13 protein-coding genes are annotated in these 19,133 nt (G+C 61.2%); 9 read left to right on the top strand and 4 right to left on the bottom strand.

Annotated elements, in window-relative coordinates; genetic code table 11:
* The first annotated feature begins 139 nt into the window (after positions 1-139).
* From KB554_RS05205 to KB554_RS05220, 4 genes are all read left to right on the top strand, one after another.
* Positions 140-3,553 carry a DUF5689 domain-containing protein gene (locus KB554_RS05205; protein ID WP_211035112.1) on the top strand — a complete coding sequence of 1,138 codons (3,414 nt, stop codon included), beginning with the start codon at positions 140-142 and terminating at the stop codon, positions 3,551-3,553.
* Positions 3,554-3,764: 211 nt separating this feature from the next.
* On the top strand, positions 3,765-4,646 hold the full coding sequence (gene era / locus KB554_RS05210; RefSeq protein WP_211035113.1) for a GTPase Era: 882 nt from the start codon (positions 3,765-3,767) through the stop codon (positions 4,644-4,646).
* 33 nt (positions 4,647-4,679) lie between these two features.
* A complete protein-coding gene (locus tag KB554_RS05215; protein ID WP_242116297.1) occupies positions 4,680-6,680 on the top strand; it encodes a tetratricopeptide repeat protein in 2,001 nt (666 codons plus the stop codon).
* 18 nt (positions 6,681-6,698) lie between these two features.
* Positions 6,699-8,099: an MFS transporter gene (locus KB554_RS05220; protein WP_211035114.1), complete on the top strand. Its 1,401-nt coding sequence runs from the start codon at positions 6,699-6,701 to the stop codon at positions 8,097-8,099.
* An 89-nt stretch (positions 8,100-8,188) separates the two neighbouring features.
* On the opposite strand, the gene KB554_RS05225 is transcribed toward KB554_RS05220, so the two are convergent.
* The 3 genes from KB554_RS05225 to KB554_RS05235 all read right to left on the bottom strand — a co-directional run bounded on the left by KB554_RS05225 (position 8,189) and on the right by KB554_RS05235 (position 10,902).
* The gene (locus KB554_RS05225) at positions 8,189-9,340 is read right to left on the bottom strand and encodes a glycosyltransferase (RefSeq protein WP_141427493.1); all 1,152 of its coding nucleotides are present in this window, start codon (positions 9,338-9,340) and stop codon (positions 8,189-8,191) included.
* Between the two features lie 162 nt (positions 9,341-9,502).
* Entirely contained in the window at positions 9,503-10,039 is a 537-nt protein-coding gene (locus tag KB554_RS05230) for a ferritin-like domain-containing protein (protein ID WP_211035115.1), read from the bottom strand.
* A gap of 134 nt (positions 10,040-10,173) precedes the next feature.
* Positions 10,174-10,902: an acyl-ACP thioesterase domain-containing protein gene (locus KB554_RS05235; RefSeq protein ID WP_211035116.1), complete on the bottom strand. Its 729-nt coding sequence runs from the start codon at positions 10,900-10,902 to the stop codon at positions 10,174-10,176.
* A gap of 84 nt (positions 10,903-10,986) precedes the next feature.
* Here KB554_RS05235 and KB554_RS05240 point away from each other — a divergent pair, with 84 nt between their 5' ends.
* The 5 genes from KB554_RS05240 to KB554_RS05260 all read left to right on the top strand — a co-directional run bounded on the left by KB554_RS05240 (position 10,987) and on the right by KB554_RS05260 (position 17,760).
* A complete protein-coding gene (locus KB554_RS05240; RefSeq protein ID WP_211035117.1) occupies positions 10,987-11,598 on the top strand; it encodes a hypothetical protein in 612 nt (203 codons plus the stop codon).
* A 149-nt stretch (positions 11,599-11,747) separates the two neighbouring features.
* Positions 11,748-12,464 (top strand): DUF2975 domain-containing protein, encoded by a 717-nt coding sequence (locus tag KB554_RS05245; protein ID WP_141427500.1) that lies wholly within the window; start codon positions 11,748-11,750, stop codon positions 12,462-12,464.
* Between the two features lie 55 nt (positions 12,465-12,519).
* Complete coding sequence (locus KB554_RS05250) at positions 12,520-12,741, top strand: helix-turn-helix transcriptional regulator (protein WP_141427502.1); 222 nt, start codon at positions 12,520-12,522, stop codon at positions 12,739-12,741.
* Between the two features lie 40 nt (positions 12,742-12,781).
* Positions 12,782-15,598 (top strand): M16 family metallopeptidase, encoded by a 2,817-nt coding sequence (locus KB554_RS05255; RefSeq protein WP_211035191.1) that lies wholly within the window; start codon positions 12,782-12,784, stop codon positions 15,596-15,598.
* A 98-nt stretch (positions 15,599-15,696) separates the two neighbouring features.
* The gene (locus tag KB554_RS05260; protein ID WP_211035118.1) at positions 15,697-17,760 is read left to right on the top strand and encodes an LTA synthase family protein; all 2,064 of its coding nucleotides are present in this window, start codon (positions 15,697-15,699) and stop codon (positions 17,758-17,760) included.
* A gap of 126 nt (positions 17,761-17,886) precedes the next feature.
* Here KB554_RS05260 and KB554_RS05265 read toward each other — a convergent pair whose 3' ends face one another.
* Positions 17,887-19,128 carry a DUF5689 domain-containing protein gene (locus KB554_RS05265; RefSeq protein ID WP_211035119.1) on the bottom strand — a complete coding sequence of 414 codons (1,242 nt, stop codon included), beginning with the start codon at positions 19,126-19,128 and terminating at the stop codon, positions 17,887-17,889.
* Positions 19,129-19,133 lie beyond the last annotated feature (5 nt).

Genomic DNA, 19,133 nt, shown 5'->3' on the forward strand with positions numbered 1-19,133 from the left:
CCACATTCCGGAAATGTGGGATTTATTGTGTGCGCTCCGCGGCGAATCTTCACGGATTCTTCACACCGCCTCGCGGAGGAAATGCGTACATTTGCGGCGACGGAAACAGAGACACTCCTTATTAACCAATTTTATAACCATGCAAAAATTCTGTTTTTGGAAACGGACGCTCCTCGCGGCTGTCATGCTGACGCTGGGAGCGGGTCTGGGTTCGTGTTCGGACGACGACACGAACGACGACACCACGATCCCGGAGATCGAGGTGACGCAATCGCTGCTCTTCGACTGCGCCGAGACGCAGACCAAAGAGCTCGAAATCAAACTCAACGGCAAGATCGACTGGAAGATCGAAACCAACGCCGACTGGATCGAAACCGCCCCCGCGAGCGGCAAGGGTTCGGCGACGGTGAAAGTGACCGTTCCCGCCAACGAAACGTCGCGCACGGGTGTCATCACGGTAACGGCCACGGGGTACATGGGCATCACCGACGAGGGCAAATGCACCGTGAAGCAGACCCCGGGCGGCGTGGACGAAGGCCCTGAGACGAACGTGGCCGAAATCCGCAGCCTCGTGCTGGAGAACGAGCCGGGCGGCGACGAAACCGACCTGTCCGACGAAATCCGGGCCAAGAGCCTGCAAGGTATCGTCGTATCGGACAAGGGGGGGGGAAACCAGCAGCCCTTCATCGTCAATATCGCCGATGACACGCAGGAGGGCGGAGCAGGCGTAGCACTGGAAATCAGCCAGAGCAACAACACCTTCGAGCCGGGCGACGTGATCGCGGTTTCGCTCTCGGACGCCACGGCGCAGCTCTTCAACGGTCTGCTCCAGATTTCGACCCACAACAAACCGGAGCTCGTCGAGCGCATCGAACCGCTCGATCCGGTAGTCATCACGGCCGACAAGATCGGAGCGTACGAATCGCAGTACGTGAAGATCGAGCACACGCAGCCCGAGGCAAGCGAATCGGGCACGTGGAACAGTTCGAGCAACAAGGGCAACGTCTCGATGGAGACCCTCGACGGCCAGTCGTATAAAATCCGCACCATACAGAACGCTTCGTTCGCCTCGGAACCCATTCCGACCGACAAAAGCGGCTCGATCGCCGGTATCGCCGGCATCTACAACACCACGTTGCAGCTCTCGCCCCGCAACATCGACGACATCCAGCTCACCGAAGAGCGTTTCACCGTGACGGGCTCCGACGCCACGCTCGAAGAGGTGCTCGCCGCCGAACCCGGATCGACCTTCTCGGTGAAAGAGGCCACGGTCATCGGCCACAACGAGCAGGGCGTGCTGCTCCAGCAGGGCGACGCCCGCATGTACGCGTTCAAGGGCGCGGCTCACGGGCTGGAGGACGGCGACATCGTGACCGTGACGGGCAAAACCGAAAGCCGCAACGGCCTGTTGCAGTTCGGCAAGGGCTGCTCGTTCGACAAGACGGGCCACGACGACAACCCGGCCCGACCCGAACCCGCCGCCTTCTCGGCAGCCGAAATCGAAGCCTACATGGATGCTCCCGAGGTGAAATACGTGACCTATACGGGCGTGGTGCTCGTGTCGGGCAACTACACCAACGTCGAAATCGAGGGGACCTCGGTCCAGGGAAGCCTCGACTACATGAGCGAAGACTTCAAAAAGAAATACAACAACCACGAGGTCGAGATCACCGGCTGGCTCTTCGGCTCCTACAAGAGCTACATGTACACCATCCCGGCAGAGGTCGAAGACCTGGGCGAATACGAGGAGGTGGTTCCCGAAGGGGCCATCTATTACAGCACGTTCGACAAGGAACTGGCCTCGCAGACCTACGGAACCGGTTCGTCGTGGCCCTACCTCGACCAGTTCGACGGATGGATCAACCACAAGGGTTCGGGCGCAAACGACGTGACCTACGACTTTAAGAGCATGTCGGTACGCGCCAACCAGTCCTCGAAGGGCGACCTTTCGCTCTACGACGGTTCGGGCAAGAACAACATCTTCTTCAGCACCGCACCCAACCATTTCACGATCGAAAAGATCGCCGTGACGGACCGCAACCTGCAGCTCTCGTTCGGCGCGCAGCGGTATGCGCAGGGCGCGTCCAACGCCTTCCTCAAATCCAACTTCGAGGTGCGCGTCTCGCAGGACGGCCAGACTTGGTCGCAGGCGCTCGAATACGACTTCGACGTGGCCGACGATCCGGGCCAGTGGCGTCTGGCCAAGGCCGACTTCACGCTGCCCGAAGGCGTATCGACGCTCTATATCAAATTCGTGGCCGTCACCAGCAGCGTGAACCGCATCGACGACGTGCTGCTCAAAGCCGGCAACGGCGGCCAGCAGATCGTTTTCGGCGGCAGCGAGGAGATCGAAAAATCCACGATCGCCGACGTGCTCGCCGCACCGACCGACAAGAAATACGCCATCGAGGGACAGGTGATCGCCACGCACACCAAAGGGTTCCTCGTAAAGGACGCCACGGGCACGATCCTCGTCTTCAAGAAGAACCACGGCACCGAAATCGGCGACAAGGTGGCCGTTACGGGCCCGACGACCGAATACGGCGGCATGAAGCAGTTCGACGAGACGAGCGAAATCGAGACGCTCGGCAAGGGCTCGTTCACGCAGCCCGCGCCCGATAAGTTCTCGGCATCCGATTTCGACGCCTATGTGAAGAATCCCGCAATCCGGTACGTGGAGTACGTGGGTACGCTGACCTCCTACCGCGACGAAATCTACCAGATGCACTACAACGTGCTGGTAGATGGAACCGCCGTGCAGGGTTCGGTGCTCTACCCCAACGGCGACCTCAACGTGGAGGCGCTCGTGGACCGCGAAGTGAAGGTGACGGGATACGCCATCGGCGTCTCGGGATCGACGACCAAATACCTCAACACGATGACCGTATCGCTCGAAGCCACCGAACAGGAGACCATGCCCGACGAGAGTACGGCGCTGACGGTCAGGGAACTCAACGAGAAGCTCGCCTCGGCGACCGCAGGCGACAAGCTGAAAGACCTGGTGGCCGTAAAGGGTTACGTGGCGGCCAACAACGAGGGCGGCAACCTCTATCAGGTGATCTCGCTGGTGGACAACACGGGCGAAGCCAAGAGCGGCATCATCATCAAGGGAGAGGACCACACGGAAAAGACGCTGCCCGTCGGCACGAAGGTCGTGGTCAGCCTCCGGTATGCCGAATACGACAATTACCAGGGACTTCCGCAGTTGCTGAAGGCCACGGTATTCGCAACGGAGGAGAAGGCCGAAATGAAGGTCCCGGAGATCACCGACGCGGAAGCCGCCGATTACCTCGGCCAATACGTGACGGTGAAGAACCTGACGCCCGCCAAAGACGCTAAGACGTGGGTGGTGGACGGCCAGACCACGACGACCGACTTCACGGGCGAAACCGGCAAGACGATTCCCGCCCGCGTAACCCGCTACGCGGAGTTTGCAGACGAGAAAATCGCCCAGAAGACGGCGAACCTGACCGGCGTGATGGAGGTATATAAAGGAACCTACCAGCTCTATCCGACCAGCCGTGAGGACGTAGCCGGGTTCAGCGAGAAATAGCCCCGCACCGGGCGTATCGGGGAATGCCCCGCACGTCCGCCGAGTTCCGGCGGCCGTATGCAGCTACGAAGCTCATACGGCCGCTTTTTCATGCCCGGACGGTCGCCGGCGCCGCAATTTGTGCGGGCGAACGGGCAAATTATCCCCCGAAGCGTTTGCAGGGCTTTTATTTTATCGCTACCTTTGTCCGAATCATATCCCGAACAGCCCCATGCACAAATCCGGCTTCGTAAATATCATCGGCAACCCCAACGTCGGGAAATCGACGCTGATGAACGCCCTCGTCGGCGAACGGCTCTCGATCATCACCTCCAAGGCGCAGACCACGCGCCACCGCATCATGGGCATCGTCTCGGGCGACGACTTCCAGATCGTCTATTCCGACACGCCGGGCATCCTCAAACCCACGTACAAATTGCAGGAGTCGATGATGAAGTTCGTCACGGGCGCGCTGACCGACGCCGACGTGATACTCTACGTCACCGACACCGTCGAGCAGAGCGAACGCGCGGCCGGGATCATCGACCGCATCAACCGCAGCGGCATCCCGACGATCGTGGTCATCAACAAGATCGACCTCTCGACGCCTGCGGCGCTCGATGCGCTGGTCGGGAAATGGCGGGCGGAGATTCCCGCGGCGCGGATCGTGCCGGTATCGGCCAGGGAGGGCTTCAACGTCGAGGGCGTGTTCCGGACGATTCTCGACCTGCTGCCCGAAGGCCCGGCCTTCTACCCCAAAGACACGCTCACGGACAAGACGCTGCGGTTCTTCGCCTCGGAAATCATCCGCGAAAAGATCCTGCGCTTCTACGACAAGGAGATACCCTACTGCTGCCAGATCGAAATCGAGAGCTACCGCGAGGAGCCGGCGATCGACCGCATCGCGGCGACGATCTACGTCTCGCGCGAGTCGCAGAAAGGCATCCTGATCGGCCACAAGGGCGAAAAGCTCAAGCGTGTCGGGCAGGCCGCGCGCGAGGACATGGAGCAGTTCCTCCAGAAGAAAGTGTTCCTGCAACTCTTCGTCAAGGTCAGCGAGGACTGGCGCAACGACGACCGCCAGTTGCGGCGCTTCGGTTACGAGCTGGAATAATAAACGAACAGAAAAGCACGTTTGGGAAGCAGCATGAGCGAAAAATTGCGGAAACTCGTCGTCGGAATCCTCCTTGCGTGGGCGCTGCTGTGCGGTGTCCGGGCGCAGGCACAGTACAACCGGGAGTATTTCTTCTGGGTCGGGCGGTCGTGCATGATGAACAACGACTACCAGGAGGCCATACGCACGCTCAACACGCTGCTGCGCTTCGACGAAAAGGCCTACGAAGGCTATTTCCTGCGCGGCATCGCCAAATACAACCTCGACGACCTGCTGGGCGCCGAGGCCGACTTCTCCACGGCGATCCGCCTCAACCCGGTCTATACGCAGGCCTACACCTACCGCGCCATCACGCGCTCGCGGCTGGGGAACTACGACGACGCCCTGCAGGATTTCCGCGAGGCGATCGAACTGCGGCCCGACCTGCCGGGCCCCTACTACAGCCGCGGCGTCACGCGGCTGCTCAACCAGCAGTTCCGCGAGGCGATCGACGACTTCGACATGTTCATCCGGCAGGAGACCAAGGTGGCCGACGCCTACATCTGCCGGGGCCTGAGCTACCTCCACCTCAAAGACACCACGCGCGCCTACGACAACTTCAACCTGGCGATCCGCACCAACCGCGAAGACCCCAACGGCTACAACCGCCGGGGCGGGCTCCATCTGGAACAGGAACAGTACGAAGAGGCCGAGGCGGACTTCAACAAGGCCATCCGGTGCGATTCGAACTACCTGCTCTCCTACTTCAACCGCGCGCTGGTCTATAACGCGACCAACCGTCCGATGCAGGCCCTCGCCGACTTCGACAAGGTGATCCGGCTCGATTCGACCAACTCGCTGACCTACTTCAACCGCGCCATGCTGCGCACGCAGATCGGCGACTACAACCGCGCGCTGGAGGATTACGACCGCGTGGCGCTCTACTCGCCCAACAACGTGCTGGTTTACTACAACCGGGCGGGGGTTTACGCCCAACTGGGCGAGCTGGAGAAGGCCGTCGCGGACTACACCTCGGCCATCGACCTCTACCCCGACTTCGCCAACGCCTACATCTACCGCGGACGGCTGCGCGAGGTGCTGCGCGACCCGAAAGGGGCCAAGCGGGACCTGGAAACGGCGCAGCGCAAGATCGCCGAATACCGCTCGCGGCTGAGCGACAGCACCTACTCGATCTACGCCGACACGACGCAGCGCTTCGACCGCCTGCTGTCGTTCGACAGCAAGTTCGCGGGAGGCAGCTTCGACCGCATCACGGGCCACAACGGCGGACGCGAGGAGATGCGCCTGCTGCCGCTGTTCAAGTTCACGCTCATGCGGCCCGACACGGCGGCCGCGCCGAACCCCTACCGCTTGCAGCGCGTCGAGGATTTCCTCGCCCGCGTCGGCGACGGCCTGCTCACGCTCTCGTGCCGCGAAAGCAACATCGCCCCCGACTCGCTGCTGGCCATCGACCGCCGGCGCGCCGAGGAGCTCAAAGCGGGCGACGCATCGTGGATCACCCAGTTCGAACGGGGCGTGTCGCAGGCGCTCATCAAGCAGTACACCAACTCGGTGAACACCTACACGGCGGCCATCGACCGCAACCCGTCGAATCCGTTCCTCTACTTCAACCGTTCGACCACACGGGCCGAAATGATCGACTTCATCTCCTCGATCGACAACTCCTACCAGCGGATCACGATCGACTCCGACCCGGCGAACCGGCTCAACAACAACTCCAAACGCACGTACAGCTACGACGAGGCGGTGGCCGACCTGAACAAGGCGCTCAAGCTCTTCCCCGACTTCGCCCACGCCTACTACAACCGGGCCAACCTGCAAGCGCTCTCGGGACGGCTTCCCGAAGCGTTCGAGGACTACACGAAGGCCATCGGACTGAACCCCTCGTTCGCCGAGGCATACTACAACCGCGGCATCGTCCAGATCTTCATGAAGGACACGCGCAAGGGCTGCCTCGACCTCTCGAAGGCCGGCGAGCTGGGCATCACGGAGGCCTACGAGGTGCTGAAACGCTATGCGCAAACCCAGGACTAATCCAACAACGATAACTTTATGACAGAAACGATCCAACGAAAAATCAACGACTCGGCATTCGCGCGGTGGACGGCGCTGGTGCTGATCGCCTCGACGATGTTCTTCGGATACATGTTCGTCGATGTGCTCTCTCCGCTGAAAAACCTGCTCGAAACCTCGCGGGGCTGGAATTCGACGGTATTCGGACTCTACGGAGGCTCGGAATTCATTCTCAACGTGTGCGGATTCCTCATCGTGGCGGGCATCATCCTCGACAAGATGGGCGTGCGCTTCACGGGGCTGCTCTCGGCCTCGCTGATGGTGGCCGGAGCCGCCGTCAAGACCTACGGCATCAGCGAATACTTCTGTCAGGGAGGATTCGGATTCGAGTTCTTCAGCTCGTTTCTCACGGACATTCCGGCCAGCGCGAAACTCGCCTGCCTGGGCTTCATGATCTTCGGCTGCGGAACCGAAATGGCGGGTATCACCGTCTCGAAAGCCATCGTCAAGTGGTTCACCGGAAAGGAGATGGCGCTGGCGATGGGTCTCGAAATGGCCATCGCCCGGCTGGGTGTCTTCGCCGTGTTCAGCCTCTCGCCGTGGGTGGCCGAGCTGGGGTCGCCGAGCGTCGTGCGCCCGGTGGCCGTGGTCGGCGTCCTGCTCTGCATCGGCCTCCTCACGTTCCTCGTCTTCACGGTCATGGACCGCAAGCTCGACCGGCAGACGGGTGCAGCGGCCGCAGCGGGCGAACCGGAGGAGCAGTTCAAGGTCAGCGATCTGCGCAAGCTCTTCACCAGCGGGACGTTCCTGACCGTGGCGGCGCTCTGCGTGCTCTACTACTCGGCGATCTTCCCCTTCCAGCGCTTCGCCACGGACATGCTCCAGAGCAACCTCGGCATCACGGCCAAGCAGGCCTCGGACATCTTCCGCTGGTTCCCGATCGGCGCCATGGTGCTGACGCCGCTGCTCGGCTCGTACCTCGACCACAGGGGAAAAGGCGCGACGATGCTCCTGCTCGGCGCGATCCTGATGACGGCCTGCCATCTGATCTTCGCGCTCGTGCCGCTGACCCCGCTGATCGCATACAGCGCGATCATCCTGCTGGGCATCTCCTTCTCGCTGGTTCCGGCGGCCCTCTGGCCCTCGGTTCCGAAGCTGATCGAGAACCGCCTGCTCGGTTCGGCCTACGCCGTGATCTTCTGGATTCAGAACATCGGCCTGATGGCCTTCCCCATCATCATCGGCTGGTCGCTCAACGTCTCGAACCCCGGCGTCGCGGAGCAGATCAAGGAGGGCGTCGAAGGCGCAGCCTACAACTACACCGTCCCGATGCTCATCTTCTCGTGTCTGGGAATCGCCGCCTTCCTGCTCGGCCTCTGGCTCAAGGCGCAGGATCGCAGCAAGGGATACGGACTGGAACTGCCCAACATCAAGAAGTAGCCCGAGCTACCCCGAATAAATGAAGAAGAAGGGCCCGGCGCATGCGACATGCGCCGGGCCCGCTGTTTTCTCGGCGGCAGGCGTCCCGCTCAGCGCTCCGGAGTGCCGGAAACCGACCCGTAAAGCTCCGTCACGCGGTCGCACATCCGCTCCCACGAGAAGCGGCGGCGCTCCCCGACGCAGTTGCGGCGGAAAAGCGCCAGCGTTCCGTCATCGGAAATCCGTTCGACGGCCGCGGCGATCGCCTCCGCGGTCGGGGCGCAGACATACCCCACCTTCCCATCGGGCACGATCTCGGCCAGGCCTCCCACGTCCGTCACGACCATCGGCGTACAGAACTGGTAGGCGATCTGCGTCACGCCGCTCTGCGTGGCCGTCTTGTAGGGCTGCACGACGAAATCGGCCGCCGAGAAGTAGTCCTTCACGCCGGCGTCGGGAATGAAGCGGTCGTGCAGCAGCACCTCCTCTCGCAGGCCGCTCGCGGCGATCTGTTTCAGATAAGGCTCCTTCGCGGTGTAGAACTCCCCCGCCACGATGAGCCGCCGCCCTTCGGTCCGCCCCCTGCGCTTCAGAAGCGCCCATGCTCCGAGCAGCAGGTCCAGTCCCTTGTAGTCGCGGACGAGACCGAAGAAAAGCACGTAGCGCAGCGCCGGGTCCAGCCCCAACCGTCCGCACGCCTCGGCACGGGGAACCCGTTCTCCGAAGTTCTCGAACAGCGGATGCGGCGAGAAGAGCGCCGGCGCGGCGGTATAGGCCCGCAATTCGCGGTGCACCTGTTCCGACATGTAAATGAAACCGTCCACGGACGAAAGAAAATAGCGGTTGAACGGCCGGTCGGAAAGGTGGCGTTCGTGCGGTTCGACATTGTCGATCTGGCACAGCACTTTCGTATGTCCGTTGCCGCGGGCGAGGCGGGCGATCGTCCCGAAGCAGGGCGCCATGAAGGGCGTCCAGTATTTCAGCAACACGAAATCGGGCCGTTCGCGGCGGATCGTGCGCCCCACGGACAGCCAGTTCAGCGGATTCACCGTATTGACGCACCGCCGGATGCGCAGGTCGGCGGGCGGAGGCGTCGCCACGGTCTGGCTCTCGCCGGGAAACAGCAGCGAGGGATATTGCAGCGTGAAGGTCTTGATGTCCACGTCGTCGCCCCTCCGCAGGAAAGTGCGGGCCATGATCTCCAGAATCGAGGCCAGACCGCCCCGGTAGGGGTGTGCGGGACCCAGTACGGTAATTTTCATAGGCTCCGGATACGGCCGCGGCGGCGGTTCCCGTCCGGAACCCGAAACCCGCCGCAGACGGTTTTCCGTTCACAAATATAACCGAAAAAACGGAATCCGCCGCACGGGATTCCGTTTTTCGCTTCGCGCCCGGCCGGGCAGGTCCTTCCGGGACCCGGAAGGTCAATCCTCTCCGCCGCTGCGGCCGAAACTCCGGGAAGCCTGCTCGCTGCCCGCCGCGGATTGCAGCGCCAGATACTCCCCGCCGTAGTCGATCAGGTTCTGCAGCTCGGTGCGGAACGTGTCGAGGTGCCGCTCCTCCTCGGCGATGATGTCCTGAAACATCCTGTGCGTCACCGCATCCTTGCACTCGGAGGCGATGCGCGAAGCCTCGTTGTAGGAGTCGATCGTGCTCTGTTCGAGCTGCATGGCCAGGCGCAGCATCTCCTTCGGCTCGGTGATCCGACGGGTGCGGAACGAGGGATTCATGTCCACGTCGCCCTGCAAAAAAAGGATACGGTCCGAGAACTCCTCGATGTGCCGCATCTCGGCGATCGAAATCTCGCGCAGGATCCGCGAAAGATAGCGGTAGCGGTCGTCCTCGAAATGGGTGTGGAAATACATGTATTGCAGGGAGGTGGCGATCTCCTTGCCCACGGCATCGTTCAGCAGGTCGATGCTCACCCGGTACTTGTTCTCCGTCTTGACTTGAGTTTCCATAATAAAACAGGTTTTACGGCACGAGCTGCAAAACCCGTTCCACGCGACCTCCGCACGGGAACTGCCGCGCCCTGTCCGACGGGAAAGCGCGCATTTCGGCCGGAAAGGGCCATCCGCCGCACGGGTGCGGCCGGTTATTTCCACTCGACCGAGGCGCGTACGGCGGCCGGTCCGCCGTCGCCCGCGATCTCGAACAGCGCCGAACGTTCGCGCAGTTCGCAGCCGACGGCGAGCGTCTGACCGTAGCGGCACTCCTTCAGGAAATGGATGTCCAGCCGGACGGGATCGCCCGAGGTCAGCAGCTCGAGCGGCAGCATGTCGAGCATCATCTCGATATAGCGCATCGTATTGACATGGCGGTTGAAGTCGATGTCGCTGTAAACGACCCGGTGCTCGGACCGCTGCGTGGGGTTCACCTCGCGGATCTTGCGGGGGCGCTCCGTCGGCGAAGGGGCATCGACGATGGCGTCGGCATGGGCGTCGCCTACCCACGAAAGATCGACGGCCGAACGCGTCCGCAGGTCGATCATCGCCCATTGCGACACGGCGCGGCCGAACTCGCGGCCCGAGGCGTCGGTGAGCGTGAAGTTACGGGTCGAGAGCACCCGGCCGTAATCGCTGATCCACGTGGCGACGGTATAGTCGGTGTACTGCACGGGCTGGAAATCGAACTCGATCGCCATGCGCGAAAGCACCCACGAGTGGTTGTCGGCATTGAGCGCATCCACGCCGAATCCCTTGCCGTGGGCGTCGATGCCCGCCGTATTGAGAATCGCCGCACCGAGCGACGGAATCGTCGCCCGCAGGGTGAAATCCACCTCCTGCGGCTCGACGCGATAATTATAGAGCGATTTTTCTGCCATCGGTCCCGTTTTTTCGTTTTCGACAGGAACAAAGATAGGAATTTTTCCTATATTTGTTTTCGCAACCCTTAAAAACGAACGACTATGGAAACGAAAACGCTCGACTTCTCCGAAACGCTGCGGGACTCGCTCTGCATCGGCATCAAGAACGCCCCCTCGATCATGGCGGCCGTCGTGCTGTACCTCGTAACGATCTGGATTCCCTATATCAACATCGGTACGACGATCGCCATCACGCTCCTGCCCACACAACTGGCCAAGGGCGAGGTGATAAACCCGGCGAGCATCTTCGACAGCAAGTACCGCCGCTACATGGGCGAATACCTCATCACGACGGGTCTGATGATCCTGCCGATCCTGATCGCCTTCGCATTCCTCTACATCCCGGGCATCGTGCTCTCGCTGGCCTGGTCGCTCTCCTACTACTTCCTCATCGAGAAGGGCAAGAACCCGATGGAGGCCATCAAGGCTTCGAACGACGCCACCTACGGCAGCAAATGGACCATGTTTTTCGTGATGCTGGTCTTCTGCATCGTATTCGGCGTCACCTTCGGCATCCTCGGCGCGGTATGCAGCCTGATCGACGTGGGGTTCATCACCTTCCTGGTCATGTTCGCGCTCGTCGTGCTGGCCGTCTCCATCGACATGGCCATCGAAGCCTCGATCTGGAAACAGTTGAAGGACAACGTGGAGTAGAGATTCCCTCCCATGCAACCGCAAGACGGCCTTGAGGGTCGTCTTTTTTACTCCATGAAATAAAAAATTATCGAAAAACGATAAATATTATTTGTTTTTCGGAATCAAATAGCTATATTTGCCCAAGAAACAGACGAACAACACCGAACATGCAGAACAAAAAAACACTCCTGCAACGCCTGCTGGTCATCTACATCACGTTTTTCATCGTGCTGGTGGCGAGCATCGCGCACAGCGTCCTGACCGACTTCACGCGGGGAGCCGCCGAGGGGGTCGAACTCGGCGAGGACATCGCCGAGAAATGGAGCTCGGGGACGCCGCGCATGATCTACATGCTGGACAACATCCGGATCACGGAGACGCCCGACGACGCCATACGGATCGCTCCGGCGACACCCGGAGCGGAGGTCCGCGCCGAAGTCAAACGCCTCGGACTGGTCGTCGAGGAACCCGCGCCCGGCGCATCGCCGCTCTCGCTGGCGTTCCGCTCGATCGGCGGCAGCGGATGGCTTTACGCGCTGGTGCTGCTCGGACCGCTCTTCTACGCCGTAATCATCGTGCTCATGTTCATGATAATCCATTCGCTGCGCCGCTCCATACGCGAAGAGCGCACGCTCGACAGGCGCAACGTCTGGTATCTGCGCTCGATCGGCCTGCTGACGATCGCCGCAGAGCTGATCGGCTCGGCCGTGGACTGGGTGATGAGCCGCCGCGCCGCGGAGCTGCTCGCCGGAAACGGCTATGCCGTGGACACGGGATTCCACGTCTCCTATTCCATGGTCATCATGGGGATTCTGATTCTCTTCGCCGCCGAAGTCTTCGCCATAGGCCAGAACCTGAGCGAGGAACAGAAGCTCACGATCTAATACCGCAACGACTTATGCAATCCGTACGAACGACAAACGAAGGGGGGGGGAAGAGATGGCTATAATAATCAACATAGACGTAATGATGGCCAAACGCAAAATGTCGCTGGGCGAACTGGCCGAACGCGTGGACATCACACCCGCCAACCTCTCGATCCTCAAGAACGGAAAGGCCAAGGCCATCCGTTTCTCGACGCTCGAGGCGATCTGCCGCGAGCTGGACTGCCAGCCGGGGGACATCATCGAATACCGTCCCGAACCGGCCCCGGAAGAGTAAGAAACCCATTTTAATACCAATGCCTATGAAAAGATTACTGATGCTGGCCGCAGCGGTGTTCGCCGCAGGCAGCGCAATGGCACAATTCGATCCGATGCAGCCGATACCGGCGGACAAGGAGGTCCGCACGGGCAGGCTCGACAACGGATTGACCTACTACATCCGGCACAACGAAAAGCCCAAGGGGCAGGCCGACTTCTACATCCTGCACAACGTGGGCGCCATCCAGGAGGAGGACGACCAGCAGGGTCTGGCCCACTTCCTCGAGCACATGGCCTTCAACGGCACGAAGAACCTCCCCGGAAAACAGCTCATCGAGTACCTGGAGACCGTCGGCGTGAAATTCGGCTACAACCTCAACGCCGGCACGAGCTGGGACCAGACGGTTTACAACATTTCGGACGTCCCGACCTCGCGCCAGGGAATCATCGACTCGGCCATGCTGATCCTGCACGACTGGTCGCACTTCATCGCGCTCCGGCCCGAGGAGATCGACTCCGAGCGCGGCGTCATCATGGAGGAGCTGCGCACGCGCGACGGCGCTTCGTGGCGTTCGACGATGAAGCTGCTGCAAGCTTTGGGCAAGGGCACGCGCTACGAGCACCGCAACCTGATCGGTTACCTCGACGGGCTGAAGAGCTTCGAGCACGACGCGCTGGAGCGCTTCTACAAGAAATGGTACCGCCCCGACTACCAGGCGATCGTCATCGTCGGCGATCTGGACGCCGAGGCCACGGAAGCCAGGCTCAAGTCGCTGATGGCCGACATCCCCGCCCCGGCGGCCGACGCCGCCCAGAAGGAGGTGATCGTCGTGCCCGACAACGAGGAGCCGATCGTCAGCATCTACACCGACCCCGAAATGCAGGGTTCGCGCGTGCAGCTCTTCATCAAGCGCCCGGCCATGCCGACGCAGATGAACGACAAGGTGGCCTGGGAAGTGGTCAATGTGATCGAATCCTTCCTGACGACCATGGAGAACGCCCGCCTGCAGGAGATCGCCATGCAGCCCGACGCACCGTTCCTCGGCGCCGGCATGGGCTCGGGCGACGTCATCGGCATCATCCCGACGCTCAACGCCACGGCCTTCACCGCCATGACGCAGGACGGCAAGCTGGCCGAAGGCTTCGAGGCCCTCTATACCGAGATGGAGAAGATCCGCCGCCACGGATTCACGCAGAGCGAGTTCGAGCGGGCGCAGGAGAACCTGATGCGCCAGGTGGAACGCACCTACGCCAACCGCAACGACCGCACCAACGAGCAGTTCGTGAACATCTATCTGGAGAACTACCGCAAGAACGAACCGATGCCGGACGCCGAGACCGAATGGAAGCTCGACAGCATGCTCATCAAGATGCTGAACGTCGAGACGGTGAACGCCTTCGCCAAGGAGACCATCCAGCCGACGAACCAGGTGATCGTCATCACGGCTCCCGAGAAGGAGGGCATCGAGAACCCGACCGAGGAGGAGATTCTCGCCATCCGCGAGAAGGTGACCGCCTCGGAGATCGAAGCCTACGAGGACGACGTGGTGAAGGAGCCGCTGATCCCCGAAGGGACCCAGCTGAAGGGTTCGCCCGTGAAGAAGACCGTGGAGAACAAGGAGTACGGCGCGACGGTGTGGACGCTCGCCAACGGCACGCAGATCGTCGTGAAGCCCACGAAGTTCAAGGCCGACGAGGTACGTATGAACGCGCAGTCGAAAGGCGGTCTGTCGATCCTGCCGGACGCCGAGTACTACATGGGCGAGATGATGCCCGCCGTAAGTTCGATGTCGGGCGTGGGCAAGTTCTCCGCCACGGAACTCCGCAAGCAGCTCTCGGGCAAATCGGCCACCGTACAACCTTCGGTGGGCGAATACGCCAGCGCGGTGAACGCCTCGTGCTCGCCCAAGGACATCGAGACGATGCTCCAGTTGGTTTACCTGAACTTCACGCAGCCGCGCTTCGACCGCAACGACTACGACAACCTGATGAAGATGCTCCGCACGCAGCTCGAGAACGCGAAGTCGAACCCCGACTTCCAGATGCAGGAGAAGGTCATCGACGTCCTCTACGGCCATAACCCGCGCCGCCAGGTGATCTCGACCGAACTGCTCGACGAATTCAGCTTCGAGGCGCTGCCCGCGATCTACAAGAAGCTCTATCCCGACGGCAACAGCTTCCGCTTCACGTTCGTCGGCAATATCGACCCCGAGACGCTCAAGCCGCTCGTGGAGAAATACATCGGCTCGATCCCCGCCTCGAAGAAGCCCATGACGTTCGCGGACGACAAGGCCTATCCGGTAAAGGGCGAAGTGACCGAGGATTTCAGCACCCCGATGCAGCAGCCGAAGGTTTCGGTCAATTACACCTTCACGGGCGACATGGACTACTCGCTCGAAAACAAGGCGGCCCTCTCGTTCCTCACGCAGGCGCTCAACTCGCGTTACCTGGTTTCGATCCGCGAGGAGAAGGGCGGCACGTACGGCGTGCAGGTTTACGGATCGACGGATTGGATTCCGCGCGAGACCTACACCATGACGATCGCCTTCGACACCAACGCCGAAATGGCCGACGAGCTGTGCGAAATCATCCTCAAGGAGCTGCGCACGATCGCCGAGGAGGGTCCGCTGACCGAGGACATCGAGAAACACCGCGAGTTCATGCTCAAGAACTGGAAGAACAGCCTCGACGAGAACGGCCCGTGGATGCAGTACCTGCAGGCCAAATACGGCTCGGGACTCGACTACCTCGCCGGACAGGAGCAGGCGATCCGCTCGCTCACCAATGCCGACGTGCAGGCGCTGGCCAAAAAGATCCTCGACGACGGCAACATGGTGAAAGTCGTCATGCGCCCGGAAGCGAACGAAGATAAATAGAACAATTTTCCGAACCGAACGAAGAAGGCGGCCTCTGGGGAGGCCGCCTTCTTTGCGCGATCATCGCTACCTTTGTACGGCCAACAATTCGATACGATATGCAAAAAAGCATCCGGCTGGTTACCGGCCTCTATCTCAAATTCGCCCTGCTGACCGTCGTCGTCGGGCTGCTCCTGCGCATCGTCCTGCCGTTCAACGCACAGACGACCGACACGGGATTCGCATTCGGCGAATGGTGCGAAATCTTCCTCCTGGGCGCCGTGAACGACCTCTGCGCCGCGACCGTGGGATTCGCCTTCCTGTGGCTCTTCACGATGAGCATCTCGCGGACGAAATACACCCGTCCGTGGGGATATATCACGCTGGGCGTACTCACCGCAGCATTCTGCTACGTGGCGTTCTTCAATACGATCTTCGACGAATACGGCAGCGTCGCGCCCCAGATCGCAATGGGCGTACTGGGCTATTGGGCCGCCTCGTTCGCCCTGCGGCTCTTCCTGCCCGGAATCCGGAGCCACTGGACAACGGTATGGTTCGCGCTGATCGTCGTCCTCTGCGTGGGACTCACGATATTCAACGGCGTGAGCGAGTACTTCTTCTGGAACGAGTTCGGCGTACGCTACAACTTCATCGCCGTGGATTACCTGGTCTATACGAACGAGGTGGTGGGCAACATCATGGAGTCCTACCCCATCGTGCCGATGGCGCTGGGAATCGTGCTCGTGACGCTCGTGGTCACGTGGTATCTCTTCCGGCGCGACATCGTGCGCGCCGACAGCCTCACGGGCTGGAGGTGGAAGGCCGCGGCAGGTCCCGCCTATCTCGCCGCGCTGGCGGCCGCCGTCGGGCTGCTCCACTTCAACACCCGTTTCCAGGACAGCCCGAACGTTTACGTGAACGAACTGCAGGCGAACGGGCTTTACAAGTTCTACGACGCCTTCGTCAAGAACAGCCTCGACTACGAACGGTTCTACCTCACGCGCCCCGAAGCCGAGGCCGAACGCTTCGTGCACAAGGTGTACGGCAGTACGGGCGAGAACCTGCGCCCCGTACGGGCCGAACGGGGGGGGGAGGAAATCCGGCGCAATATCGTGCTCATCACGATCGAGAGCATGAGCGCCGCGTACATGGAGCGTTTCGGCAACGAACAGGGGCTGACCCCGACGCTCGATTCGCTCTATCGCACGGGCCTCGCCTTCAACCGTGTCTATGCCACGGGCAACCGCACCGTCCGCGGGCTGGAGGCCGTCACCCTCTCGCTCCCGCCCTGCCCCGGGCAGAGCATCATCAAGCGGCCGAACAACGGCGGCATGTACTCCACGGGAGCCGTGCTGCGCGACAAGGGCTACACGGTGAAGTATTTCTACGGAGGCAACAGCTATTTCGACAACATGGAGACCTTCTTCTCGGGCAACGGCTACGAGATCGTGGACCAGAAGGACTATGCCCCCGAGGAGATCACCTTCGCCAACATCTGGGGCGTATGTGACGAGGATGCCTACCGGAAGGTCATCCGCACGCTCAACGAGGACGCCGCCTCCGGGAAACCCTTCTTCGCCCACGTCATGACCGTCAGCAACCACCGTCCCTTCACCTACCCGGCCGGAAAGATACGCATACCGCACGATGCCAAATCGCGCGCCGGAGGCGTCATGTACACCGACTATGCGCTGGGGCGGTTCTTCGCCGAGGCATCGAAGCAGCCGTGGTTCGGCAACACGATCTTCCTCATCACGGCCGACCACTGCGCGTCGAGCGCAGGCCGCACGGAGATTCCGCTGGAGAAATACCACATTCCGGCCGTGATCCTCGCCCCGGGGCTCGTAGAGCCGTGCGAAGTGGACGGAATCGTCTCGCAGATCGACCTCATGCCCACGCTGTTCTCGCTGCTCAACATGAGCTACGACTCCCGGTTCTACGGTCGCAGCGTCTTCGACCCCGACTACACGAACCGCGCCTTCATCGCCACCTATCAGGACCTCGGATACCTCGAAGGCGACACCTTCACGATCCTGTCGCCCGTGCGCCGCGTCGAGCAGTACCGCGTGGTTCCCACGGAAAAAAATCCGCACAACCTCGAACCGGCCGCAACGACCGACGAGGAGCAGGTGAACCGCGCCATCGCCTATTACCAGACCTCGTGCAAGTGGCACAAGCGGTAGAACGGGCGGCGGCGCATAAGCCGCGCAGGCCAGGACGGGAACCGCGCGGAACCCGCACACTCCAAACAAGAATCGCGGAGCCTTTCGAAGGCTCCGCGATTCTTGTTTGGGCCTGCGACCGGCCCGCTATTCGTTCTCGTAGTCGTCGCCGCCGACCTTCACGGGCGGCTTCAGCGATTCGGCCGGGGTATTGGCCTCGATCCACTCTTCGGTAAGCAGCGAACTCTCGGGAAAGTCGAGGTCTTCGAGGCGGCTGACCGAAATCTGGTACTGCGCATAATCGTTGGCCCCACCCGTAAAATTGCTCCGCTGCGAGTAGATGCCGTAGATGCCCAGCACCGTGCCCGTCGTACCGTCCTTCGGGATGGGCCTCATGGCGAACTGCGAATAACCGCTCGTGCGCACCGTATAGATACCCGGATCGGAGGTGTACTCGGCCTCGTCGTTATAGGAGATCATCACCGAACCGTAGAGACGGACGTTGTTCCGGTTGTAGGCCCAATAGTACCACGTACCGAACTGCGCGTCGCCCCAGTCGGTCACGATCCAGCTCGGATAGGGATTCTCGTAGGAGCCGTTCTTGATCGCGGAGGGCGATTGCTCCACCCCGTTGTCGTCCTTATACGTAACACCGGCATAGCGGACCTTCACATCCTTGAAACGCACCAGACGGCCGAGGTCGTCCTTGCCCAACTGCGTGTAGGTTTCGGGAGTGACTTCGAGGATATCCGACTCCTCGAGGGTCGTCTTTTCGCCGGCGAAGACGTTGAGCGACGCCACCTTCGGGTCGTCGAGGTTCGAATTGGCGTAGAACTTGTGCCGGCCGGCCGTGTTGTAACCGTCCGACGGCGCGCCGCCGATCGAAAGCATCATGCGGTAGTTGCCCAGATAGAGCCCGTCGAGGCGCACGTACACCCACTGGCTGATCATGTCCTCCAGATCGAGGTAGAAATCCATGAACAGGCCGCTGTAAAGCTTCAGCTCGATGGCGGCCGTGCCGTCGTAGATGTGGAGCGACTTGTAGATATTGCCCTGCCGGTCGCTGCTGATCACCTTGCCCTTGATGTAGAAGTTCGAGGCTTCGGGCCATTCGTACAGCCCCTCGAAGTCCTTCTCGTCGGTCGTCTTCGTGCCGAACTTCAGCGTCCGGGTCGATGCGAAGTCGCTGTTCGTACCCGTACCCGACAAGCCCCCGCACTTGGACTCGAACATCTCCTTGACCTCTTTGATCGTCACATGCTCCAGTCCCAGCACCGTCATATCCTCGTCGGTAAAGAGTTTCTTGGGAGCCGGAGTGTCGAAGTCGTTGTAGCACCCCGCGGCAAGCACGCCGACCGCAAGAGCCAATAATATACGCAATCTTTTCATAAATC

This window comes from Alistipes sp. Marseille-P2263, assembly GCF_018101075.1.
Lineage (GTDB): Bacteria > Bacteroidota > Bacteroidia > Bacteroidales > Rikenellaceae > Alistipes > Alistipes dispar.